Below are 24,629 nucleotides of genomic sequence, written 5' to 3'. Positions count from 1 at the left end.
ACCATGCTGGCCGTCAGGGACGGTACGCAGGCGTTCGACGCCGCGATCGACGAGCAGCTGCGGGCCGTGCGCGCCTGGTGGCAGGCCGGTCAGCCCCCCGGGGCGCGCTTCGACGTCGTGGAGACGCGCGAGCCGCAGCGGCGACACGACGTCGAACTCTTCCTCGAGGGCGCCGAGTTGCGCGACACGGAGCCGGACGTGCCGTTGGTCCTCTTCGTCACGGGGCACGGCCTGGCCGGTGCGGGATCACGGCACTATCTGCTCCTGCCGGAGACGGACCGCGGGCGTCTGCTGGCGACGGCCCTGCCCACGTGCGACATCGTCGTCGCCGCCCTGGACTCCTGCGCCCAGGACGTCCTGGTCATCGTCAACCTGTGCGAGGCGGCCGGCATCGGCAGCGAACTGCTTGCCTCCATGCGCGACCTGGCACCGGGCCGCGAGCAGAGGAACCGGCTCAACGTACTCGCCACCACCGGTGACCGTACGGCGGTGCTGGGCCTGGAGTTCGCCACGATCCTCCGGGAGGCCCACGCATGGTCGCGGAGGGCGGGCGGGATCACCCGCCCCCATCTGTCCATGGCCGAGTTCATGGAGGCGCTGAGGGCGGCCACCGACACCGTCAACATGAGGGACCACCGGAGGATCGAAGGCCCCCGTCCTCTCCTGACGGCGTGCCTCGACTCCCCGACCCCCGCGATCCCCAATCCCGCCTACCAGGTTCTGGCGTCGCCGCTGGAGGGCAGCGGGGAAGCGGGATGCCCAGGGCCCGGGGAGCCGGAACCCGGCCACTGGCTGGAGAAGGCCAGCGGCCGCCCCAGTCCGGAGGACACCGGCTGGTACTTCTCGGGCAGAGAGGACCTGAACCGGGAGGTCGCCGGGTTCCTCCAGGGGCCACCCGGCGTCCTGATCGTCACCGGCACCGCAGCGAGCGGAAAGTCGGCGGTGCTCGGCCGGGCGGTGACCCTGAGCGCGCCAGGCTTCCGGTTCTCGGAGAGCTACAGCGCGGCAGTACGTGATTCTCCGGCAGCGGCCGTGCCTCCCCCTGGTGCGATCACCGCAGCGGTCAGCGCACGGAACCGCAGCTCGTTCGACCTCCTGGAAGCCCTCTGCGCCGCCCTCGGGGCGCGGGAGCGACGCCTGGAGCAGGGCGACGTCCGCCAGGGGCAGGCGAATCTGCGCGCGCTCGTCATGGACTCCGCCGCCGTGGTCACCATCGTGGTGGACTCCGTCGACGAGGCACTGAGCCCGGCCCGTTGCGTGAGCGACGTTCTGGCCCCGTTGGCCGCCCTGATCGCACCGGAGCCGCCCCCGGCCCTCGTACCGGAACAGACCGGCCCGACGGTGCGGGGATCCGGTCGGCGCGGGGTGCGGCTCTTGCTCGGGGTGCGCAGTTCGAGTCCCGGCCCCCTCGCCCCTGCAGGGCTCCGGGGGACGAGTCTCACGTCGGCGCTGCATGCCGCCTTCCCCGCCGCCCGGGAGCTCCGGACCGACGGCGAGGGCACGGCTAACGACATTGAGCGGTACACGCGCGCTCTGCTGGCGAACGCGGAGGGCTGGAGCGAGCCGGAGCGTGCCGAGGCGGCGGGTCTCGTGGCCCGGCAGGTCCAGCCCTCGTTCTTGGACGCCCAGCGTGCCGCGGAGCAACTCCGCGTGGGTGGGCCGTCCTTGCTGCGCGACCGGCAATGGCTGGCCCAGCTGGCCGGTGGCACGGCCGGCCTCCTGCTGGCCGACCTACGCGCGGCCGCGGCCGACCTGCCCCCCTCGGAGGCGCTCGCGCTCCTGCGTGCGACGGCGTTCGCGCGGGGCCGGGGCCTGGCCTGGGGGGAGGTCTGGCCAGCCGCTGCCGGAGCGATTCTCGGCCACCCGCTGACCGGGGCCGACGGCAAGATCGACAGGCTTCTGCACAGCTCGCTGTCGGGATACCTGAGCCATGACGCCGAGGACGAGCGCATCGTGTACCGCCCCGCTCACGCGCGCCTGGCCGACGTCCTGCGACGGATGCCGCCGTGGACCTACGGGACCGACGGTGGCGACGACGGGGTGCGAGGCGAGCCGCACGCCGAGGCGCAGACGTCCGGCGCGGCGGACGAGCGGGCCATCCACGCCGCGATCAGCACCGCCCTGGCACGCACCTCGGAGCGGACACAGGGGGATCCGCCTCCCCCGTACATCCGGCGCCACCTCGCGGAGCACGCCCGGCTGGGCGGAGTCCTGGACGACGCACACGTGCCGGTGTGCGTACTGCCCTGGGAGACGAGTGGAAGCATTCGCGGGCTGCTCAGCTCCTCCACGGGCGGCGGACCACGCGGCTGGCTGGAGGCGTACGCCGTCATCGAGCCGTACGCGACGCGGGCGGACGCGACGTCACGGCTCGCCGGCCTGCACCTGGCGCACACCGCGCTGAACCACCCCGGCGTTCCCCGCTCCCGGCTGCCCGGAAGTTCGGCGCCACCGGGATCCTGCCTGGAGGTCGTATGGTCCCGGTGGACGCCGCCCGGCAACGTCCTCGCCGCTGTCGGGCACCGCGTGCAGGCCCTCGCACCCGTCGTCGACGCGGACGGCGAGACGCTCTTGGCCGCCGGGGACGACCGCGGTGGGATCGAGTTCATCGATCCCACCACCGGGGGTCGCGTCGGTGACCGGCTGCTCGCACATGACGGCGCGGTGCGCTCCCTGACGAGCGTCCGGCACCCCTCCGGCAGCATCCTCGTCTCGGGGAGCGGGGACGGGACCGTACGGATCCGAGAGATGCTCACCGGCACCCTCGTCAGACAGGTCGGCGCCCCGGGGACCGACTGGGCCGATGACGTGACGGGGTACTTGGACGGCGACGGGCTTCCCGTGGTGGTGTCCGGTAAAGGGGACGGCACCTTCACCCGCTGGAGCGAGGCGGACGGTGTCCGTACCCTCGCATCGGCCGGCCGGTCGAACAGAGCCTGCGTCACCACCGTCCGCCGCGAGGACGGCAGTCTGCTCCTGGTGACCGCCGGCGAGTCACTGACCGCGCGGGCGCCCTCCACGGGCGAGGTCCTCCACAGGTGGCCCCTACCCGAGTCTGCCGGCGAGGCGCTGCGGGTCCTCGCAGTCACCCGGCGCCCGGGTCAGGTCGCGACCGGGCACGCCGACGGCACCGTCATGGTGTGGGACGTCACCACGGGCGGGCGGACGGTCCTCGGCGGCACCGGCTGGCCCGTGACCGCTCTGTGCGCGCTGGGAGTCGGCGAGCGACATGTACTCGCGGTGGCCAACGGAGGCGTGATCGACCTGTGGGAGACCGGCGGCACCCGGCCGGCCGGCCGCCTGGCGGGGCACTCGGGCCCGGTCACGGCGCTGGCCGTCCTCCAGGTGTCGGGGGAGGACGTCCTGTCCTCGGCAGCCGAGGACAGGACGGTGCGGTTGTGGGACCAGGCTGCGCTGTCCCGTTCCCTGAACGGCGGCGGAACCGGCGCCCAGCCCCCCGCGGTCGCCGCTCTCAGCGCCGGCGGGGGAGGCACTCCCCTGCTCGCCGTGGCCACCGCGGAGTCGGTCACCGTGTGGGACCCGGACACGGGGGAGACAGAAGGCGGATTCACGACCGGGGGCGGAAGGGAACTGCCCGCCCTCACCTGGGCGGGACGCCCTTCGGCCCGGACCCTGCTCTGGGCGGCGCCCGACCACAGCGTCCGCCTGTGGGACGCGGTCGCGCGCAGGAGCCCTGCCGTGAGACTCAAGGGGCACACACAGCGAGTCACCTGTCTCGCGTCCTGCACCACCGCCGAGGGCCGTGAGGTCGTGCTCAGCGGTGGACGCGACCACCGGGTCGCCCTGTGGGATCTCGACGGACCGGCGCTGAGACGCATGTGGAATGCTCACGGGCTGCCCGTCCTGGCGGTGGCGGCGGCTTCCGGACCGAACAACGACTGGTTCGCCTCCGGCAGTTCGGACGGCACCGTGCGTCTCTGGAGCGTCGACGACAATGCTCCGACAGCCGTGATCGCCTGTGACCAGGGAATGGTCGAGTCCCTGGCGGTCAACGCGCACCCGCAGGCAGGTTTGCCGCCCTATGTGGTGAGCGGGGGAAGCGACGGATCGGTCAGGCTCTGGGACCTGCTGACGGCACAGCCGCTCTCTCCCCCTCTGCTGGGTCACACCGCTTCCGTAGACGCCTTGGCCACATGGTCCACCGAGGGCGCGGGTCCGTTCGTCGCCGGCGCGTCACAGGACGGGACGCTGCGGATCTGGGACGCGGCAACCGGCCGTGCCCTCCTGCGGCTCGCCATGACCGTGCCCGTTCGCACGATCGCGGCACACCCTTCCGAAGTGGAATCGGGGCACGTCACCCTCGCTGTGGCCGGACACGCCGGGGCTGTCGTCATGGACCTGGATGTCAGGGAGCTCAGACCTTGACCTGGTACCCGGGTGTGCGCCCCCCGGAAGCTTGTGTGCGCCCCTGTTCCTTCCCTCGCGTAGGCGACGGAGGAGCGAAGCGGGCATAAAAATGATCGTCCCGCGTATGAGCCTGTCGCTTTACGCGGAGCCGGCCCGACCGGCAGTTCCGCTCCTGGGACGATCCGTCGCCCGAGCCGGCCAGCAGCATGAAGTCCCGACGCCCCCGCGCGCCGTCCACCCGAGTGAGGAGCCGTTCATGACCGCACGAGGAGACCAGCCCGATGTCAGGCTGATCCCCGCACCCGAGCGGGGCGTATGGCGGCTCGGAAAGGTCCGTGAACCGCTCAGGTACGAGCAGATCAGCCGCGACGACGCGGACAGCTCCGCCGGGAACCAATGGAGCCTGGTGGGGTACGGGACTCTCTACTGCGCCTCCGAACAGGACGGCTGCCTGGCCGAAGCCCTCGCGCCGTTCCGCGTGCATCCCGACTGGCGCGACCTAGCGGCCGCAGACTGGGAGGACGCACCCGACCTGGTTCCCCCCGACTGGCCGACTCGACACACGCTGGAGCGCTTAGCACTGTCCAAGGACGCCAGGTTCTTGGACGTCGACGACGAGCGCACTCTGACGACCTTGTCCGACGAACTCAGGGACACGCTGACGCTCAACGGGGTGGACAAACTGGCCCGCAACCACATCGAGGGCTTCAACCGGAAAATCACCCGCGCCATCTCCGCATGGGCCATCAGCCAACGGGAACCCGAACAGGGCGGCCGCCTCATCCACGGGATCGCCTACCGGTCCCGGCTCGGCATGCACCAGTGCTGGGCGGTCTACAACGACGTGGCGTTCACCCGGATCGAGTCGAACCTGATCTTCCCGGAGGACCCGGCGCTGCGCAGAGTGGTGCGGGAGTACGACCTGCGCCTGCGATGACGTCCCGTTCCGATGGGCTCAGGTCGGAAAACCACCGGAAACCCACAGAGAAAGCACTAGGGAAGCGCCGGATGGCAAGTCACGCCCTAGCCCCAAAGAGGTGAACATCTCTGCGCGCCCATCTTGCCCGGACCATTCACCACAGGGCGGAATCAGCAGGTCATCGCTCCAACACACCGCGCCGGGGGTCAACTTGACACCGCTTTACGTGTCTGAAACAACAGTCAAACCGGTGGAGTTGAACAGACTTGATGGGTAGTCTAAATGCATCTTCTTCAGATGGGGGTTCGATCATGAGTGAGCAGAGGACCGGCTTAGGCGCGTCCCCAAGGCCGCCTTTCTGTGCGTTGCGGCCGCACCGAAGCGCAGGCCGTCGCATCGTCACGGCCGCGTGCCAGCCTCCATGCACCGGATCTCCGACGACCGGCAGGCATCGAGACTGAAGAGCTGGCGCACACCAGCTCATCCCACCCGTCGCGGTCACGCTTCCCCGCGGGTGCGTACCAAGAAGCGTTCCCCGTACCTGGCTCAGGTTCCCGCGTCCCCACCGGCATTCGGCACGCGGCGCCTGACGGTGCCTTCACACCGCCCATGCCCATCACCCGTCGTCCGGCACGCGACCGCCCTCCAAGGCGTGCAGCCATGACAACGAGGGAGACCCCTATGACCACCACCATGACGCAGACCGTCACGCATACGCCCAGGAGCACCGACCTCGCCGAGATCGCGCACGGCACGACCACGCGTATGCGCATCGCGGAGATCGCGCGTTTCCTGCAGGAGAATCTCGGGCCGCGCATCACCGCGCGCATCACCCGGGTCAGTGATCCTCGGCAAGTGAGCAAGTGGGCCGCCGGCGACACGCGGCCCCGCGATGAGGCCGAAGAGCGGCTCCGCGCGGCCCTCCAGACCTTTCACGTCATCCAGAGCGCCGAGGACAACCACACCGCTCGCGCCTGGATGATCGGCATGAACCCACAGCTCGAGGACGAGACGCCCGCCCAGTGCATCGCGGACGGCCGCTTCAAGGACGTCATGGTCGCCGCCCGGGCGTACGTCGACGGCTGCTGATCCCGCCGCAGGCCGCGGCACACTGTCCGCGGCCTGCGGCGGTCGAAGCGCCCGCGCCGCTCCCCAGCACACCCCGACGGATCACCCTCAGCCGCACCATCTCGCACCATTAGCACGCGGACATCCCAAGGGCGCGTGAACGCGCACGTACACGGGCAGAGTCCCGGGACCTGACGAGGTTCGGAGGCGGGGGGCCGTGATGGAATCACGCGATCAGTCGGAGACACCGGAGCCCAGACCAGGCACCGGGTGGGAGACCGTGCCGGAGCACTCCTGGGGTGCCGCTCAGCCGCCGCCCGCCCCGGCCCGGCCTCCGGCAGCGGGACCGCCGCCACCGGGGGCGATACCGCGGGCAGTCGCCGCCGGGCTGCTGAGCCTCTCCGGCCTGGGTCTCGGCCACGTCCTGGTGCGCCGCCGGGGCCGCGCCGCGGTGAGCTGGGCGGCCACCGCCCTTCTCCTGCTCGTCGCGCTGCCCGCCGATCCGGACGGGGTGCCCGCCGCCCTGGTGGCCGCCTATCTCCTGCTACTCGTCCTCGCGGGAGCCGACGCGGCCCGCATCGCCCTGCGCTCGGATGCCGGCCGGTGGCCCCGGCCGGTCCTGGCGGCGGTGCTCGGACTGCTCCTGCTGGCCGTCCCGGTGGGCGGCACGGTCGCCTACGGCTCCGCGCGGGACGAAGCCGTGGAGCAGGAGCTGCTCGGCCGGCTGGAGGAGGCCGACGACCTGGTGGCGAAGGCGGCGAAGAGCTCGTTCCTCCTGTCCGGGCCCGACTACCGGTACGCCCTGACCCTCTACCGGGAACTGGCGGTGGACCACCCCGGATCGCGTGCAGCGACCCTCGTGCCGGAGCGCCTGGAGGCCTTCTACGCCGCCGTCGCCACGCCGTACCGCGCGGAGAAGCACTGCGAGGCGGTCGAGCCCCTGACCTATCTGCGGACGGTACCCGGCACGGTGGACCGGAAGCTGCTCGGCGACCTCGCCGGCTGGCCCGACACCCCGCTGGCGGAGGCCCTGTACGACTGCGGTGTCTCCCGGCTAGGCGGCACGACGACGGACTCCGGCGGCAAGGAGCTGGGCACGCTCCTGCGTACGTTCCCCGAGTCCGCGCAGGCCGGGCAGGTGGGTCCGGCCGTCAGCGGGGAGATCCGGCGGCAGGCGGCGGGGCTGAAGGGCGCGGAGCCCTGCACGGTGGCCGATCAGCTGCGCCGGACGAGCACACTGGTCGCGGAACTGCCCGTGACCTCGCTGCCCTCGCTGGGGCGGCAGGCCCGTGACGCCGTGCGGGACGGCGTCTTCGCCTGCGGTGTGGACGAGTTCAAGGACAAGCGGTTCACCGAAGCCCGGCAGACCCTGACGGACTTCGCGGACACCTACAAGGAGGACGGGCGCGAGAAGCACGCCCGGGACATCGCCACAGCGGCGGAGATAGCCGAGGACCGTCCCTCCGCCGGCAAGCGGCTGCCCGGGAGCGGCAGGCCCGGTGGCGCCCGGATGGAACTCGTCATCAGCAACGGCGCCCCCAACGACGTCGAGGTGCTGTACACGGGGCCGGTCACCGGCACGGTGAAGCTGAAGCCCTGCGACGGCTGCGAGCGGTTCAGCAGCGAGGCCGCCGGTTCGGCCGGGGCCTGCCGGGCGAGCGGCACGTCGTTTCCGAAGGCGCGGCTGCGCCTCCCGGCGGGCGAGTACCACTTCCTGTACAAGCACGGCACAGGGGCGACGGCGGCCGTGGACAGCTACTCCTCCGGCTCCCGCGTCCAGTCCGGTTACACCTACACGAGTTGCACGTACGTCGTGGAGAGAGACAGGTACGGACTGGACCTGCCCACCGTGCCCGACCTGTCCGACCTGCTGAAACCGGCCTCCGCGCGCTGAGGGGCGAGCCTCGGCCTACGCGGGCGGTCCCGCGTCAGGCCGAGGTGCGCCTCCGGCCGCCCGGGGCCGTCTTCCTCCCCGTGGTCTTCTCCCCCGTGGTCTTCTTCCCCGTGGTCTTCCTGGCGGCCGTCTTCCCGTCGGGCTTCTCCTTCGCCGCCCCGTTCTTCGCGGGGGCCTTCTTCGCGGGGGCCTTCTTCGCGGGGGCCTTCGCAGCCGCCGCCTTCTTCGCGGGAGCCTTCTTCGGAGCGGTCTCCCGCGCGGCCTGCTTGCCCGCGCCCGTGCGCGCCGTCCTCTTCGGGGCGCCGCTCCGGCCTCCACCGGACCTGGGCCTGCGGCCTCCGATCTGATGGACGTCGGCGTCCTCGCCGTCGCCCTCGTCCCCCTTGTCCCCCTTCGACTCCTTCGCCGCCCGCACGCTGCTCTCCAGCGCCGCCATCAGGTCGATCACCTTGCCCTCGGGCTTCCCGGGTTCCTCCTCCGCGACGGGTTCACCGGCCGCCTTGGCCGCGACGAGCTCCTCCACGGCTTCGCGGTAGTCGTCGTGGAGGGTGTCCATGTCCGCGTCGCCCAGCGTGTTCATCAGCGCGTCCGCCAGGTCGAGCTCCGCGTCACGGACCTTGACGCCGGATTCCGGGGCGACGCCTTCCGGGGCGCGGATCTCGTCCGGCCACAGCAGGCCGTGCATCGCGATCACCTCGTCGACCACCCTCAGCATCCCGAGCCGCTCCCGCCCCCGCAGGGCGTACTTGGCGACGGCCACCTTGCCGCTGCGCCTCAGCGCCTCACGCAGCAGGGCGTACGGCTTGGCGGCCGGTACGCCGTTGGCCGAGAGGTAGTACGCGGAGTCCAGCTGGAGGGGGTCGATCGCCGAGGCCGGCACGAACCCCTCGATCTCGATCGTCTTGGCGGTGGGGAGCGGGAGTGAGGCGAGGTCCTCGTCGGTCACGGGAATGACCGTGCCGTCGGCGTCCTCGTACGCCTTGACGGTGTCGGACGCGGGCACCTCCTCCTCGTCCAGCTCGCAGACCTTGCGGTAGCGGATCCGGCCACCGTCGGATAGGTGGATCTGCCGGAAGGAGATCGCGTGGTTCTCCGTGGCGTTCATGAGCTTGACCGGGATGCTGACCAGACCGAACGAGATGGAGCCGTTCCAGATGGACCTCACCGTGCACCCCTTACGCCCGACACATCCTCATCAGCACGATTTCATGTGATTCTTATCGTATGACGCCGATCACAGAGGTGGAGGGGCGGCGCCTGGTCCTCAGCAATCTCGACAAGGTGCTGTACCCGGCCACCGGCACGACCAAGGGCGAGGTGCTGCACTACTACGCGGCCACGGCCGCGGAGGTGATGCTGCCGCACCTGCGCGACCGGCCGCTGTCCTTCCTGCGGTACCCGGACGGTCCGGAGGGGCTGCGCTTCTTCACCAAGAATCCGCCCCCCGGTACGCCCGACTGGGTGCGCACGGCCCCGGTCCCCCGCAGCGACGACCCTGACGCGCGGCAGGTGCTCGCCCAGGACCTGCCGTCCCTGATGTGGGCGGCGAACCTGGTGGTGGAGTTCCACACGCACCAGTGGCGGCAGGACTCCCCCGCCGTGGCCGACCGGATGGTGTTCGACCTGGACCCCGGGCCGCCCGCGAGCGTCGTCGAGTGCTGCGCGGTCGCCCTGTGGCTGAGGGAGCGGCTGGCGGAGGACGGGCTGCCCTCGTACGGGAAGACCTCGGGCTCCAAGGGGCTGCATCTGCTCGTCCCCCTGGAACCCACTCCTTCCGAGGAGGTGACGGCCTACGCGAAGAAGCTGGCGGTGGAGGCCCAGGGGGCGCTGCCCGATCTCGCCGTGCACCGGATGACGCGCGCGCTGCGACCGGGGAAGGTGTTCGTCGACTTCAGCCAGAACGCCGCGGCGAAGACCACCGCGGCTCCGTACACGCTGCGGGCGAAAGGCAGTCCGGCCGTCTCCGCGCCCGTCACCTGGGACGAGATCGAGGCCTGCGGAGCTCCGGGCGACCTCGGCTTCCTCGCCGGCGACATGGCCGCGCGGCTGGAGCGGCACGGGGACCTGCTCGGCCCGCTGACCGATCCCGCGCAGGCCAGACCCCTGCCCGGTGGCTGAGACGAGCGGGGCGACCGGGGCGCGCACAGCACCTTCACAGCGTCCCGCGCCGGTGCGGTGAGGAAAGGCCGCAAGTGGAGGGTGGAGCATCACGGCCGTGGTGCACACTCTGCGCAGACGCTGCTTCGCGGGCACGGTTCTCCGCCCCGTCCGTGACGCAGGGGGCAGACACGGGGAGGGTGTGGCGTGTTCACGGGGATCGACGAGGTCGACTGGGCCTCGATGGAGCATGCCTACGGACCGGCCGACGACGTGCCGGGGCTCCTGTACGGACTCGCCTCCGCCGATCCGGCGGAGCGGGAGAGCGCGCTCGACGGGATGTACGGCGCCGTGCACCACCAGGGTGACGTGTACGCGTGCACGCTCGCGTGCATCCCGTTCCTCTTCGAGCTGGCCGTGGATCCGGGCATACGGGACCGGGGCGGCATCGTGGAGCTGCTGACCAGCATCGGCGGCATCGATCTGGACGAGGACGACGAGGACGAGCTGGACGAGGACGAGATCGAGGGCGTGGCGAACTACGCGATGGCGGCGTCCGCCGTGTCCGCCGGTTCCGCGGTGTTCTTCGAGCTGGTCGCCGACGAGGACCCGGGAGTGCGGCTCGCCGCGCCGCTGGCCCTCGCCACGCTCCACGGCCGGCCGGGCAGGGTGCTCGCGCTGCTGCGGGAGCGGCTGCCGGTGGAGGCGGACGAAGAGGTGCGGCTCGCACTCGTGGAGGCCGCCGGCCGGATCGCCCTGCGCCACCGGTCGCTGGCGGGGCGGACGGCCGACTGGCTGAGCGGGCTGGCCGCGGGGGCCTGGCCGCCGGGGCTGCGGCTCGCCGCCCTCGCCCAGCTCGCCAGGTGCGCCCCGGACGCGCTGCCCGCCGACGTCGTGCGAGTGGTGTCGGGGCTGCTGCGGGAGCTGCGCTCCCGGCCGGGCCAGGAGGACGCGCTCACCGCGAACGGGCCGGGCGGCGACGGGCCCGCCGCTGACCTGGCCACGGCGCCGGTGCGGGCGGGGCAGCTGCGGGAGCTGTCCGCCGAGGAGTCCGCCGGGCGCAGGACCCCGTGGGCGGCCGACCTGCTGCGGACCCTGCACAGCGGCCTGGACGACCGCGTGGCGGACCGCACGGCGCTGCTGATGGATCAGTTGTGCAGCCCGGACCCCTGGCAGCGCGTCGACGCCGTACGGATGAGCGGCGGGCTGATCAGGGCCTGGCGCGGTTCGTACGAGGGACTGGTGCGGCTGGTCGGCGAGCAGCTGACTGATCCGGAGCCACGGCTCGCCGACGCCGCCTCCCATGTGCTGGAGGAACTGTTCGGCCTGGCCGCTCCGGCGGCCGGGGCCCTGGCGGCGCGGGTGGCGGCGGACCCGGGGGCGTGGGTGAGGAAGTGGGCGAGCGGGCCACCGGGCCTGGGCTCGGCGGTGAAGGCCCTGGCCCGGCTGGGCGACGCCCGGGTCCTGCCGGCGCTGGCGACGGCCCTGGAACGGCCGGTGGTCCCGCACGACGTGGGTTTCGCGATCCGGTGCCTCGGCCAGGCCGCCGCCCCGCTCGCCGGGGCGCTGCGCCGCAGGCTCGGTGAGGTCCGTCTGGACGAGGGCGCCTACGACCGGGCGAGTCCGCTGCTCGCCGGGCTGACGGCGCTGCGCGCGGGTGAGGCCGCCCCGGAGGTGCTGCGGGTGCTGCGGGGGGCGCCCGAGTACCGGGGCGAGTGGCTGCGTACGGCGGCCGTGCGGGCCCTGGGATCGTTCGGCCCTGCCGCGGACTGCGCCGTCCCGGAGCTGCGGCGGCTGCTCCGGACGCCCGGGACGGCGGCGGCGACGGAGGCCGCGCAGGCGTTGTGGGCGGTGACGGGTGACGCGGGCACGGTGCTTCCGGTGCTGGCCGAGGGCCTGCGGGCGGAACAGGTCCACGACTGCCGGGCGGCGGCGAGCGCGCTGGGCGGGCTGGGACGGCGGGCCGAGGCGGTGGCGCCGAGGCTGCGGGCCCTGCTGGCACACGAGGAGCCGTGGCTCCGGGTCGACGCCGCGACCGCCCTCTGGGAGGTCACCGGACGGACCGGTGAGGCCGTGCCGGTGCTCCTCTCCGCGTGGGAGAGGAACCGTCACGTCAGAGTCGGGGTCGCGGATTGTCTGGCGCGGATGGGTCTCGCTACGGCAGGGTCGGACGCGGCACGTGTGCTGCGTGCCGAGCTCCTTTCCGTACGCCGCCACAACGCGTTGGACGGCGGCTACGGCAGTCACGACACTTATGAGGACGAGAAGCTGCTGGCGCTCTGCCGGCGGGCACTTCTGGAAGAGACGGGGAAAGGAACCACATCATGATCATTTTCGGTACGCGAGGCTACCTGTACCAACTGGCGGTCCTGACGATGGTGTGCGGCTGGTGCGGCAATCCGGCGGCGCACACGCTGCGCAAGCGGGTCACCAAGTTCACGCTCTTCTTCGTTCCGCTGTTCCCGTTCTCCACGAAGTACGCGACGCAGTGCACCTTCTGCGGTGGCGAGCGGCAGATACCGAAGGAGCAGGCCGACCAGCTGCTGGCGCAGGCCCAGGGCGGACAGGACGGCAGTCCCCACGGCGCCGCCCAGCAGCAGCCGGGTTACGCCCCTCCGGGCGGGCAGAACCCCTACCAGCGCTGAGCCGCTCCGGGGAGCACCCGCCGGGGAATGTCACGAAGCTGACGTAAGGGAAATAACACCCGCCTCTTGCTACGTTGCGGGACATGACCGCAACGACGGCGGACGCGCGCCCGCCCGAGCTACGCCTGCCCAAGCGGCGCGGGGTCGAGCTCTCGCTCCTGATCGGGGCCGTGCTCATCTCCGTCTACGGCTACGCCGCCGTCGGCCTCGCCCGGAACGACGCCGTACCCCCCGACGTCGCCGGGTACGGCGCCGGTCTCGGTCTCCTCGCCCTGCTCGCGCACCTGGCTGTGCGCTTCTGCGCCCCGTTCGCCGATCCGCTGCTGCTCCCCATCGCCGTACTGCTCAACGGTTTGGGCCTGGTACTGATCTACCGGCTCGACCTGGAGACCCCGGGCGACCGGGCGGCGACGACGCAGCTGATCTGGTCCACGCTCGGGGTGGCCTTCTTCATCGCGGTCGTCGTCATGCTGCGCGATCACCGGGTGCTCCAGCGTTACGCGTACCTGTCGGTCGCCGCGGCGCTGGTGCTGATGATCGTGCCGATCTTCTTCCCCGCGGTGAACGGGGCCAAGATCTGGATCCGGGTCGGCGGGCTCTCCTTCCAGCCGGGCGAGTTCGCCAAGATCCTGCTCGCGGTCTTCTTCGCCGCCTACCTCGCCGCGAACCGCAACGCGCTCGCGTACACGGGCCGCAGGATCTGGAGGTTCCAGTTCCCCACCGGGAGGGTGCTGGGTCCCATCGTGGCGATCTGGCTGCTCAGCGTCGGTGTCCTCGTCCTCGAACGGGATCTCGGCACGTCGCTGCTCTTCTTCGGCCTCTTCGTGATCCTGCTGTACGTCGCCACCGGCAGGACCGGCTGGATCGCGGTCGGGCTGCTCCTCGCCGGCGCGGGCGCCTTCGTCGTCGGCTCGTTCGAACCCCATGTGCACAGCAGGGTCGAGGACTGGCTGGACCCGTACGCCACGATCAGGGCGGGCCAGGGGCCCGGCCAGCTCGCCCAGTCCCTCTTCGCGTTCGCGGCGGGCGGCATGCTCGGCACCGGGCTCGGGCTCGGTCACTCCGTCCTGATCGGCTTCGCCGCCAAGTCCGACTTCATCCTGGCCACCGCGGGCGAGGAGCTCGGCCTGGCCGGGCTCACCGCGGTCTTCCTGCTGTACGCCCTGCTGGTGGCACGCGGCTTCCGCGCGGGGCTGGCCCTGCGCGACCCGTTCGGGCGGCTGCTGTCGATCGGCCTCGCCTCGATCCTGGCACTCCAGGTCTTCGTGATCGCGGGCGGTGTGATGGGGCTCATCCCCCTGACCGGGATGGCGATGCCCTTCCTGGCCCAGGGCGGTTCGTCCGTGGTCACCAACTGGATCATCGTGGCGCTCCTCATCCGGGTCAGCGACGTGGCGCGCACCCCCGCGCCCGTCCCCGACACCGTGACCGCGCCGGCCGGGGAGGAGCAGTGACCCGCTACATCCGGCGCGCCGCCGGGTTCTGCCTGCTCCTGCTCCTCGCCCTGCTCGCGAACGCCGCCCGGGTCCAGCTCTTCGAGGCCGACGGGCTCAGCACCAACCCCGCCAACCGCCGCACCACCATCGACCGTTACGGCCAGCCACGCGGCGACATCCTGGTCGGGGACGAACCCGTCACGGGTTCGAAGGACACCGGCCAGCAGCTCGCCTACGAGCGCACCTACCGTCACGGCCCGCTCTACGCGCCGGTGACCGGCTACGCCTCGCAGACGTACGGCACCACGATGCTGGAGAACGCCGAGGACGCGATCCTCTCCGGCACCGACCCGCTCCTGGCCCCGCTGCCGCTGTGGGGTGACATCACGCGCGGCCGGCAGCCCGGCGGTGACGTCGTCACCACTCTTCGGGCCCCGGTGCAGCGCGCCGCCTACGAGGGCCTGGACGGCCGGAGGGGCGCGGTCGCCGCCCTCGACCCGGGAACGGGAAGGATCCTGGCGCTGGTCTCCTCACCGTCGTACGACCCCGGGCTCCTCTCCGGGACGGGCTCAGCGGTCACCGACGCGTGGGAGCGGCTGAACCGCGCGCGGAGCCGTCCGATGCTCAACCGGGCCATCCGGCAGACGTACCCGCCCGGTTCCGCCTTCAAGATCGTGACCGCGGCGGCGGCGCTGGACGCCGGCGTGGTCACCGATCCGGACGCGGCGACGGACACCCCGTCCCCGTACGTCCTGCCGGGCACCTCCACCACACTCCCCGACGAGGCCCGCGGCTGCGAGAAGGCGTCCCTGGCGGAGGCGATCCGGGTCTCCTGCAACACGGTGATGGCCCACCTCGGCGTCGAGGTGGGCCTGGAGGGGATGCTGGACGCCGTGGGCAGGTTCGGCTTCAACGACAACGACCTCAAGATTCCCTCCCGGGTGGCCCGCAGCAACTTCGACGCGGACATGAGTGACGACCAGCTGGCTCAGTCCTCGATCGGCCAGTTCGACACGACGGCGACCCCCCTGCAGATGGCGATGGTGGCCTCGGCGGTGGCGAACGACGGGGAGCTGAGGCACCCCCACCTGGTCGACCGGGTGACCACCGACGACGGCGCCCCGGTCCGGGAGCAGGACGCGGACTCGTACCGCGAGGTGATGGAGCCGGCCACGGCACGGCAGCTCCGGCGCATGATGACCGACGTCGTGGAGAGCGGCACGGGCGGGAACGCCGCGATCGACGGGGTGACGGTCGGCGGCAAGACGGGTACCGCCCAGCACGGTGTCGACAACTCCGGCACTCCGTACGCCTGGTTCATCGCCTGGGCGCAGGCACCGGACACCGGCCGGCCCGCGGTCGCCGTCGCGGTGGTCGTGGAGGACGCGTCGGCCGACCGGGCGGACGTCAGCGGGGGCGGCGACGCGGCCCCGATCGCCCGGGCGGTGATGGAGGCGGCCCTGGGGCGCTGACGCCGGCCGGGGCGACGGGCAGGGGGACGGCGGGCGGGGGGGCGAAGGGCAGCGGGCGGGGAGACTGGTGCGATGACAGCTGCTCTCGAAGCGACTCTCGCCAGGATCGGCCGGCTCGACCGGGAGCTGTGCGCGTTCACGGAGGTCTGGCCCGATGAGGCGCGGGCGCGCGCCGGTGCGGCGTCGCGTCTGCCGCTCGCCGGGCTGCCGTTCGCCGTGAAGGGCCGGACGGGCATCCGCTCGTACACCGCCCGCCGCCTGATCGCCGCGGGTGGCGTGCCGGTCGGAGCGACCGCCGTCCCGGGGCCCGGGACACCGTGGCAGACCTGGGGCCAGGGGGCGCACGGCCGTACGGTCAACCCCTGGCGTCCCGACCGGACTCCGGGCGGCTCGTCGGCGGGCTCGGCCGTGGCGGTCGCTGCGGGCATGGTGGATCTGGCGACGGGCAGCGACGGGGCGGGGTCCGTGCGGATCCCGGCGGCATGGTGCGGAGTGTTCGGTCTGAGGACGACGGCCGGCCTGCTCCCCTCCCCCGACCGCACGGGCCTCGCGTCCCCCGGCGTGCTGGCGCGTTCGGCGGCGCTGGCCGAGACCTGTCTGGGCCACGTACTCGACGGGTACGTGCCGCGGCCCGCACGGCTTCCCGTCCCCGCCGTCTACAGCCCTGACCTGGGGTACGCCTCGGTCGACCCGGAGATCGCGGACGTGACGCGGCGGGCGGTCGGGCGGCTGGTGGAGACGGGCACGGTGCGCCTCGTCCCCGCCTCCTGCGAGCTGCTCGACCCGGCGGACGCGTGGTCCGCCGTGCGTGCGGGAAGCCCGTCACCGGCCACGGAGCGTCTGCGTACCGCCAACGACGGCGTGCTCGACGCCCTCTTCGCCCGCGCGCCCCTGCTGCTCACCCCGGTGACACCCGGCCCGCCGCACGGGCACGAGGGCCCGGGCGACACCTACTCCACCGCCCTCACGTGGGCGTTCAACCTCAGCGGACACCCGGCGGCGAGCCTGCCGGCCGGCTTCACACCCGACGGCTGCCCGGCCGGCCTCCAGCTGGTGACGCGCCGGGGGGCGGACGCGGAGCTGCTCGGCATGGCGTGCGCGATGGAACGCGCCCTGCCGCCGGGCCGGCCGGGCTGACCGCCGGCCCACCTCGCAACGCCCGGGGCGGGCACGGCACTCACGCGTCGGCGCGGCCCTCGGCTATCGCCTCCTCCACCTCCGCGACCCTCTCCCGCTCCTCCACCGCGAATCGGTCCCTGTCCAGCTGCTCGGCGATCTCCTCGTCCTGGGCCATCAGCAGATCCAGGTTCGAGTCGCCCAGTTCGAACACGCCCATGTCGACGTAGGCCTTCTGGAGCCGCTCGCCCCAGAGGCCGATGTCCTTGACACAGGGGACGATGCGGCTGAACAGCAGTGTGCGGAAGAGCTGCAGGTACTCCGAATGCTCGGAGAGGTCCTTGGCCTCCTGTTTCCCTATGCCGAAGTTCTCCAGGACCTCGACGCCGCTGAGCCGGTCGCGCATCAGGTAGCAGCCCTCGATGACGAACTCCTCGCGCTCGCGCAGTTCGGCGTCGCTCAGCTGCTTGTAGTAGTCACGCAGCGCCATCCGTCCGAAGGCGACGTGCCGGGCCTCGTCCTGCATGACGTAGGCGAGGATCTGTTTGGGCAGTGGCTTCGTCGTCGTGTCCCGGATCATGCCGAACGCGGCCAGTGCCAGGCCTTCGATCAGGACCTGCATACCGAGGTAGGGCATGTCCCAGCGGGAGTCGCGCAGGGTGTCGCCCAGCAGCCCCTGGAGGCTGTCGTTGACCGGGTACAGCATCCCGATCTTCTCGTGCAGGAAGCGGCCGTAGATCTCCGCGTGCCGCGCCTCGTCCATGGTCTGGGTCGCGGAGTAGAACTTCGCGTCCAGGTCGGGGACGGACTCCACGATCCGGGCCGCGCAGACCATGGCGCCCTGCTCACCGTGCAGGAACTGGCTGAACTGCCACGAGGTGTAGTGCTTGCGCAGTTCGCCGCGGTCCCGCTCGGTCATCTTCGCCCAGTGCGGGGTGCCGTGAAGCGTGAGGGCCTCGTCAGGGGTGCCCAGCGGGTCGGCGGGGTCGACCTCCAGGCTCCAGTCGATGCGTTTGTTGCCGTCCCACTGCTTGTCCTTGCCCTTCTGGTAGAGGGCGAGGAGGCGTTCGCGGCCGTCGTCGTAGTCCCAGCTGAACCGGGCCGCGCCGCTGGCGGGTACCTGCCATGTCGGCGCGGGGGGTGCGGTGATGTAGAGGTCGTGTGTCGACACGGACAGCTCCTTCGCCCGGCGAGGATGGTGCATTCCGTGGTGCTGACGTCAGTTGGCAGGTTCACACGTTGGTAGACGTGCGGTCAACAAGTCGCGCACAGGGGATTGACTGCCTTGCTGACAGGCAGTCTCATAATCCGTGAGCGCAAACCGACCGCCGGTAACCCCTCTGCGAGGTGCCTTCAGCCATGACGACAGTGACCGACGAGAACATCCAGGCGCTGCGCGACGCGCTCGGCCCGCTCAAGGACCGCGAACAGGTCGCGGCGCGCCTGCTCGAAGCCTCGGCCAAGCACTCCTTCGACCCGGACACCGAGCTGGACTGGGATTCCGCCGTCGAGGACGGCAAGTGGTTCTGGCCGCCGGAGCTGGTCTCCCTCTACGACACACCGATGTGGCGGAGGATGTCCGAGGAGCAGCGCATGGACCTGGCGCGCCACGAGGCGGCGTCCCTGGCCTCGCTCGGCATCTGGTTCGAGATCATCCTGATGCAGCTGCTCGTCCGGCACATCTACGACAAGTCCGTGACGAGCAAGCACGTGCGCTACGCCCTCACCGAGATAGCGGACGAGTGCCGGCACTCCATGATGTTCGCCCGCATGATCGAGTGGGGCGGAGCGCCCAGTTACCCGGTCCCCCGGCGGTACCACAACCTGGCGCGGGTGCTGAAGACCATCTCCACCACCCCCGGCTCGTTCGCCGCGACCCTGCTCGGCGAGGAGATCCTGGACTGGATGCAGCGGCTCACCTTTCCCGACGAGCGCGTGCAGACGCTGGTGCGCGGAGTGACCCGCATCCACGTCGTGGAGGAGGCCCGGCACGTGCGCTACGCACGCGAGGAACTGCGCCGGCAGATGGTGACCGCGCCCCCGTGGGAACGCCGGCTGACCCGGCTCAACTGCGGGGAGGCGGCGCGGGTCTTCTCCGTCTGCTTCGTCAACCCGCAGGTGTACGAGAACGTCGGCCTGGACCGCCACGAAGCCGTCGCGCAGGTGAGGGCGAGCGGCCACCGGGCGGAGGTCATGCAGACGGGAGCGAAGCGCCTCACGGACTTCTTCGACGACATCGGCGTGCTCAACGGAGTGGGACGCAGGCTGTGGAAGAGCTCGGGCCTGCTGGCCTGAGGCCGGCCCCCCTGCCGGGGGCAGCGCTTAGGCTTCACCGTATGACCTCCGCCCCCGCAGCACCGCCGGCCCGCGCATACCGACGGCTCGGTGTCGAGGAACGCCGCGCCCAGCTCCTGGGCGCGGCGCTCACGCTCTTCGCCCACCGGGCGCCGGACGACGTGTCGATCGACGAGGTGGCGGCCGAGGCCGGTGTCTCCCGTCCGCTGGTCTACCGCTACTTCCCCGGCGGCAGGCAGCAGTTGTACGAGGCCGCCCTCGGGTCCGCCGCCGAGCAGTTGACGCTCTGCTTCGCGGAACCCGCCGTCGGCCCGCCCACCGAGCGGGTCGGCCGGGTCCTGGACCGCTACCTCGGCTTCGTCGACCAGCACGACGCCGGCTTCAGCGCGTTGCTGCGCGGCGGCAGTGTGGCCGAGACCTCGCGTACGTCCACGATCGTGGACGGTGTGCGCCGGTCGGCGGCCGAGCAGATCCTGCACCACCTGGGACGGGGCGACGGCCCGGGACAGAAGCCCGCCGGGCCACGCCTGCGGATGATGGTGCGCACCTGGATCGCGGCCGTCGAAGCGGCGTCCCTGATCTGGCTCGACGAGGGGAAGCAGCCGCCGGCGCCCGAGCTGCGAGGCTGGCTGGTCGACCACCTGATCGGTCTGATGGCGGTGTCGGCGGCCACGGACGAGGAGACCGCGGCGCTGGTGGCGGACCTCCTGGGCCAGGAGACCGCCGACGGCCCGGTCGGACGGCTGGCGGCACTGGTGGTTCCGGCCGGCGAGGCGGCGACGCACCTGCTGGCCCCCGGAGTCACGGCTTCCGGAGAGGGGCCGCAGGACCGCTCCCCCGGCGGCTCACCGCACACCGGCGGTCGCTGACCGTCTCGAGCACGAGCGTTGCCGACACGGGCCAGGTGGCCGGCCGCGCGGGCCGGGGAGCCGCCTGCGGGCCCCTGGGTCAGACTGTCAACGTGAAAAGCGAGAACACCCACTTCACCGGCGGCCCCCTGGACGGCCGGGTGCTGCCCGTCCTGCTGGGGCCGACCGGCCACCCTCCCAAGTGGTACGAGGTCCCCGTGCCGGACGCCGGAGGCGGTCCCGTCACCGTGTACGCGTACAGGCGCGCTCCGGCGGGCCATTCGAAGCGGCTGGGGCTGCAACGCGGCTGGGTGTACGAGTACGCGCCCGGGGGCCGCGAGCGCTTCACCCCCAAGTGGCCCTGGGGCAGGCCCCGCAGCGGGTCCTGAGCGTCGTCCCCGACCACGCCCGTAAGATCGGCGGTCAGGTGCCGAGGGCACGGTCACAAGGGGGGTGCGCCATGGAGGCGCTGCGTCAGGACGATCAACGCCGCTTCGGCCCGTACACCGCGCTGGCGCGCTTCCGTGAGAGCGCGAGCGCCGTGCACTACGTCGCCCGTGGCGTGGACGGCGACGAGCTCGCCGTCGTGTCGGCGGCCCGGCCGTCGCTCGCCGACGTGCCCGCCTTCCGGCGTCGCTTCCGGGCCGAGGCCCGCACCGCCGAGCGGCTGGCCGGCGGCTGGGTGCAGCCGCCGCTCGCCGCACCGGAGGACGACGGCCTCTGGACGGCCACGGCCTACGTGCCCGCGGTGACGCTCGCCGAGGCGATCGGTCTGGCCGGTCCGCTGCCCGAGCGGGCCGTGCGGATACTGGGCGCCGGGCTGGCCGAGACGCTTTCCCGGGTGCACGCCACGGGGGCCGTGCTCCAGGGGCTGGCACCGGAGACGGTGCTGCTGGCCGAGGACGGCCCGCGGCTGACCGCGTTCGGGCCTCTGGGGGCGGCGGCCTCCGCCGAGGCCCGGGAGGGCGGGCAGTTGTCCGTCCGGCTCGGCTACCTCACGCCCGAGCAGGTCGAGGGCAGGGAGGTGGGCCCCGCGTCCGACCTGTTCGTCCTGGGCCTCCTGCTGGCGTACGCGGCGACCGGGACGACTCCGCTGGCCGACGGGCCCGTGGAGGAGGCGGCGGAGCGCATCGCGCACGGGTCCGCCGAACTCGGTGGCGTACCGGACGAGTTGCGGACTCTGATCGCGAGCTGCCTGGCGAAGGACCCGGACGACCGGCCCGGGGCGGGAGCGGTCGCCGCGGAGCTGGCGCTGGAAGGCGCGGCCGGCCTCGCCAGGGGCGGCTGGCTTCCCGCGCCGCTGTCGGCCGCCGTGACGGAACAGGCGGCGCGGGTACGGGAGCTGGTGGCACCGGCGGAGCCGGGCAGGGACGAGGCGGCCACCGACGAGGTGGCCACGGGCAGCGGCGCACCCGCCGACCGGGTGCCCGGGGACACCGGGGACACCGGGGACACCGGGGACACCGGGGACATCGGCGAGGACAGCCGGACCACGCGCTTCCTGAACACCGGGGCGCGCGCCCCGCGGTCCGACCGGGTGACGACCCAGCTGGCGGTGCCTCGTGAGGTGACGGGCGCCCCGCCGCACGCCCCGGCAGCCGCCCTGCCGCCCGCGCCCGCACCCGCACCCGCACCCGCACAGCCGTATCCGTACGCGTACCAGCCCCCCGCCGCCCCTCCCGGCGTGCCGGCCGTGCCCGCCACGCTGCCCGTTCCCGCTCCGGCCACGGCTCCCGGGGCCGCGTCCGGTGCCTCGACCACGTCTGTCGCCGGCCGGCGGACGCTGCTCACCGCCGTCGCCGCCGGTGCGGCCGGCCTGCTCCTGGGCGGGGGCGCGGTGGCCGCCCTCGGGACCGACGGGTCCGACCCGGCCACCGACGGCAAGCCGGCCCCGGCTCCCCGCCCCGCCGCACCCGGCCGGGCGCCCGCCCCCCTGTGGATGTACTCCCACCCGGCCGCCGCACCGGCCCCGCTCACCGCCGGCCTCTGGCAGGACGAGCTGGTGGTGCTCACGGACACCGCGGGGGCCACCGCGGTCGACCTCCGTACGGGGCGGAAGGTCTGGGAGCAGGCCGACGCCGCCGGTGCCCAGACGGTCCTGGCGGCCGGTGACGGCCATTGCCTCCTGGCGAGCCCGACCGAGTTCCTCTGGCTGTCGCCGAAGGACGGACGGGTCGAGCACCGGGTGCGTTTCGTGGACCAGTTCGACGGTGTGCCGAACATGAAGGTGGCTCCGGTCACGGGTCTCTCCGGGACGGTCCTCTGGTTCACCGGCTCCCACACCGTCACCGTGAAGGCGCCGGCGCCGAAGAAGGGCAGGAAACCCGGCAAGGACACCCAGGTCGTCAAGGCCTACTTCTTCGCGTACGACGTCGTGCGGCGCCGGGAGCTCTGGCGCGTCGCCGTCCCCCCGGGCCGGGCACCCGGTACCCCGGCCTACCTGCTGACAGCCGTCAGGAAGGCCGACCTCGTCGTGCGCCAGGACGCCGGCACGCTCACCCCCGCCGATGTCGCGGCCGGCAAGGGCAAGGCGGTGTTCCGCTGCTTCGACCGCACCACGGGCAGGCTGCTGTGGACCAGGCAGTTCGGCGCGGTGGCCCCGGCCGGCGCGGCGGCCGGGGACGAGGAGGGGCGGCTGTACGCCGCGGTGGGCGACGACCTCCAGGCCTTCGAGACGAGCACGGCGAAGCCGGCCTGGACGCTGAACGGCACCGCGTCCTCCGTCTTCGGCACGCCTCTCCCCGCCGGGCCGCTGCTCCACACGACGAACCGCAACCAGGAGGTCGGCGCTGTCGAGCGGGCGACGGGAAAACCGCTCTGGCGGCGGTCGACCGAGGTCCCCCTCGGTGGCGACGCCCCCGCGCTCACGCTGAGCGGTGGCGGGGGGACCCTGCTCGCCGCGGACGCCTCGCAGGTGACCGCGTTCGCCGCGCGGGACGGGCGCCGGCTCTGGAAGTTCCAGGACATCGGCGTCCAGGACCCGAAGGGCGCCACGGTGAGCGCGCCCTACCGGGTGCTGGCCGCCGGTAGGACAGCGGTCGTACGCCGGGAACGGGCCTTCTACGCGTTCCCGGTGGAGTGACGCCCCGGGCGGCGCAGGCCCTCACCGTCCGCCGTTCGGGGCACGCCCCGGGCGGCACGCCGGGCGGTCCTTGCGCGATCCGGGACCGAGTGACCGGAATGAATCACATCCGTTCATTTGTGGGGTAGTCCGATTAATCGGAGTCACCCCCTGGCACCGGAGGTGATGTCGTGTCGGGCAGAGTCGCACGCGCCCTCTGCACGGCGGCGCTGGCCACCGTCCTCGCCGGCTCCCCCGCCGTGGCCGACCCGTCCGGACCTGACCCCGCCCCGGCGGCCGGACAGGATTCCGGGCCGGCGGCCGGAGCTGCGCCGCAGAGCGTGGCCGGGCTGCTGAGGCAGTTGCAGACGCTCTACCGGAAGGCCGAGGAGGCCGGCGAGCTCCACAACGGCACCGAGGAGGAACTGAGGAAGCGGACCGCCGAGGCCAGGAGACTCCGCGCCGAACTCGCCAGGGCCCGGAAGGCCCTGGACACCGGACGCCGTGACGCGGGACGTCTCGCGCGTGACCAGTACCAGGGTCGCACCGACTTCTCCGTGTACCTGCGCCTGCTGCTGGCCGAGGACCCGGCCCGCGCCCTGGAACAGAGCCATGTCATCGAGCGCGCCCAGGCCGGCCGGTCGGCCGTGGTCGACCGGCTGAGCGGCGCGGAGAAGCGCGCCGAGGCACTGGCGGCCAGGTCCCGGGCGGCACAGGACCGGCAGCGGGCGCTGGCCGCGCAGCGGAGGAAGCAGCACGACGCCGTGCGGTCGCGGCTGAGGAGCATCGAGGCGATGCTGGCCTCGCTGTCGGCCGAGCAGCTCGCCGCCCTCTCGGCGCTCGAGGAGAAGAACATCGACGAGGCCCAGGACGCGCTGGCCGCCTCGGGAGCGCTCAGCTCGGTGCGTCCGCCCACCGAGGAGGGCGGAGAAGCCGTCCGCTTCGCCGTCGAGCAGATCGGCAAGCCCTACGTGTGGGGCGCGGAGGGTCCGGAGTCGTACGACTGCTCGGGGCTGACGTCACAGGCGTGGTCGGCTGCGGGCCGGACCATCCCGCGTACCTCCCAGGAGCAGTGGCGCCAGCTGCCGAAGGTGCCGCTCGGCTCGCTGCGCCCGGGCGACATGGTGGTCTACTTCCCGGAGGCCACGCACGTCGCGCTCTACATCGGCGACGGGCTCGTGGTGCACGCGCCCAGGCCCGGCACCACGGTGAAGGTCTCGCCGCTGGCCTCGAACCCGCTGCTGGGGGCCGTCCGCCCCGACCCGGGCGGTCAGCCGCTGAGCGCGTACGCGCCGCCGGAGCTGCCCGAGGACGCCACCTCGGGAGCGGATACCGGGTACGACGCCCCGGAGGCCTGAGAACCGGGCCGCCGCATCCGTCCCCGCCGGACGGAGCGTGGCGGCCCGGCCC

The 24,629-nt window shown here is 72.7% G+C and carries 17 protein-coding genes; 15 read left to right on the top strand and 2 right to left on the bottom strand.

All coding sequences use genetic code 11. The features are described from left to right. Window positions 1–3 precede the first annotated feature (3 nt). The 4 genes from ACHFIV_RS04900 to ACHFIV_RS04885 all read left to right on the top strand — a co-directional run bounded on the left by ACHFIV_RS04900 (window position 4) and on the right by ACHFIV_RS04885 (window position 8,249). Window positions 4–4,386 (top strand): hypothetical protein, encoded by a 4,383-nt coding sequence (locus ACHFIV_RS04900; RefSeq protein WP_398963907.1) that lies wholly within the window; start codon window positions 4–6, stop codon window positions 4,384–4,386. Window positions 4,387–4,624: 238 nt separating this feature from the next. After that, window positions 4,625–5,305 carry an RES domain-containing protein gene (locus ACHFIV_RS04895; protein ID WP_398963904.1) on the top strand — a complete coding sequence of 227 codons (681 nt, stop codon included), beginning with the start codon at window positions 4,625–4,627 and terminating at the stop codon, window positions 5,303–5,305. A gap of 663 nt (window positions 5,306–5,968) precedes the next feature. After that, window positions 5,969–6,376, top strand: coding sequence for an XRE family transcriptional regulator (locus ACHFIV_RS04890; RefSeq protein ID WP_398963901.1), 408 nt, complete (start codon window positions 5,969–5,971; stop codon window positions 6,374–6,376). A 199-nt stretch (window positions 6,377–6,575) separates the two neighbouring features. Further along, complete coding sequence (locus ACHFIV_RS04885) at window positions 6,576–8,249, top strand: hypothetical protein (protein WP_398963898.1); 1,674 nt, start codon at window positions 6,576–6,578, stop codon at window positions 8,247–8,249. Between the two features lie 34 nt (window positions 8,250–8,283). Here the strand turns inward: ACHFIV_RS04885 and ku are convergent, their stop codons facing one another. Then, window positions 8,284–9,414 carry a non-homologous end joining protein Ku gene (gene ku, locus ACHFIV_RS04880; RefSeq protein WP_398963895.1) on the bottom strand — a complete coding sequence of 377 codons (1,131 nt, stop codon included), beginning with the start codon at window positions 9,412–9,414 and terminating at the stop codon, window positions 8,284–8,286. A gap of 59 nt (window positions 9,415–9,473) precedes the next feature. On the opposite strand from ku, the gene ligD reads away from it, so the two are divergent. From ligD to ACHFIV_RS04850, 6 genes are all read left to right on the top strand, one after another. Further along, window positions 9,474–10,367, top strand: a complete 894-nt coding sequence (gene ligD, locus ACHFIV_RS04875; protein ID WP_398963891.1) for a non-homologous end-joining DNA ligase — start codon at window positions 9,474–9,476, stop codon at window positions 10,365–10,367. A gap of 186 nt (window positions 10,368–10,553) precedes the next feature. Then, window positions 10,554–12,674 (top strand): PBS lyase, encoded by a 2,121-nt coding sequence (locus ACHFIV_RS04870; RefSeq protein ID WP_398963888.1) that lies wholly within the window; start codon window positions 10,554–10,556, stop codon window positions 12,672–12,674. After that, window positions 12,671–12,991: a zinc-ribbon domain-containing protein gene (locus tag ACHFIV_RS04865; RefSeq protein ID WP_398963885.1), complete on the top strand. Its 321-nt coding sequence runs from the start codon at window positions 12,671–12,673 to the stop codon at window positions 12,989–12,991. Before ACHFIV_RS04870 ends, ACHFIV_RS04865 begins: the two co-directional genes overlap by 4 nt. Window positions 12,992–13,074: 83 nt before the next feature. Further along, the gene (locus ACHFIV_RS04860) at window positions 13,075–14,445 is read left to right on the top strand and encodes an FtsW/RodA/SpoVE family cell cycle protein (protein WP_398963883.1); all 1,371 of its coding nucleotides are present in this window, start codon (window positions 13,075–13,077) and stop codon (window positions 14,443–14,445) included. Next, the gene (locus ACHFIV_RS04855; RefSeq protein ID WP_398963880.1) at window positions 14,442–15,899 is read left to right on the top strand and encodes a peptidoglycan D,D-transpeptidase FtsI family protein; all 1,458 of its coding nucleotides are present in this window, start codon (window positions 14,442–14,444) and stop codon (window positions 15,897–15,899) included. Before ACHFIV_RS04860 ends, ACHFIV_RS04855 begins: the two co-directional genes overlap by 4 nt. 72 nt (window positions 15,900–15,971) lie before the next feature. Beyond that, the gene (locus tag ACHFIV_RS04850) at window positions 15,972–17,036 is read left to right on the top strand and encodes an amidase family protein (protein ID WP_398963877.1); all 1,065 of its coding nucleotides are present in this window, start codon (window positions 15,972–15,974) and stop codon (window positions 17,034–17,036) included. Between the two features lie 40 nt (window positions 17,037–17,076). On the opposite strand, the gene ACHFIV_RS04845 is transcribed toward ACHFIV_RS04850, so the two are convergent. Then, window positions 17,077–18,186, bottom strand: a complete 1,110-nt coding sequence (locus ACHFIV_RS04845) for a ferritin-like domain-containing protein (RefSeq protein WP_398963874.1) — start codon at window positions 18,184–18,186, stop codon at window positions 17,077–17,079. A gap of 188 nt (window positions 18,187–18,374) precedes the next feature. Between ACHFIV_RS04845 and ACHFIV_RS04840 the strand changes: the two genes are divergently transcribed. The 5 genes from ACHFIV_RS04840 (at window position 18,375) to ACHFIV_RS04820 (ending at window position 24,577) form a co-directional block, all read left to right on the top strand. Next, complete coding sequence (locus tag ACHFIV_RS04840) at window positions 18,375–19,310, top strand: diiron oxygenase (protein ID WP_398963871.1); 936 nt, start codon at window positions 18,375–18,377, stop codon at window positions 19,308–19,310. A 41-nt stretch (window positions 19,311–19,351) separates the two neighbouring features. Then, on the top strand, window positions 19,352–20,179 hold the full coding sequence (locus ACHFIV_RS04835; RefSeq protein ID WP_398963868.1) for a TetR/AcrR family transcriptional regulator: 828 nt from the start codon (window positions 19,352–19,354) through the stop codon (window positions 20,177–20,179). Between the two features lie 92 nt (window positions 20,180–20,271). Beyond that, entirely contained in the window at window positions 20,272–20,547 is a 276-nt protein-coding gene (locus tag ACHFIV_RS04830) for a hypothetical protein (RefSeq protein ID WP_398963865.1), read from the top strand. Window positions 20,548–20,618: 71 nt separating this feature from the next. Continuing rightward, entirely contained in the window at window positions 20,619–23,240 is a 2,622-nt protein-coding gene (locus ACHFIV_RS04825; protein ID WP_398963863.1) for an outer membrane protein assembly factor BamB family protein, read from the top strand. 170 nt (window positions 23,241–23,410) lie between these two features. Continuing rightward, a complete protein-coding gene (locus tag ACHFIV_RS04820; protein WP_398963860.1) occupies window positions 23,411–24,577 on the top strand; it encodes a C40 family peptidase in 1,167 nt (388 codons plus the stop codon). The last annotated feature ends 52 nt before the right edge of the window (window positions 24,578–24,629 follow it).

The sequence above is a fragment of the Streptomyces sp. ALB3 genome (assembly GCF_044385685.1).
GTDB lineage: Bacteria > Actinomycetota > Actinomycetes > Streptomycetales > Streptomycetaceae > Streptomyces.
The sequence above is the reverse complement of the archived record's forward strand: the minus strand, read 5'-3'. Positions and strand labels throughout refer to the sequence as shown.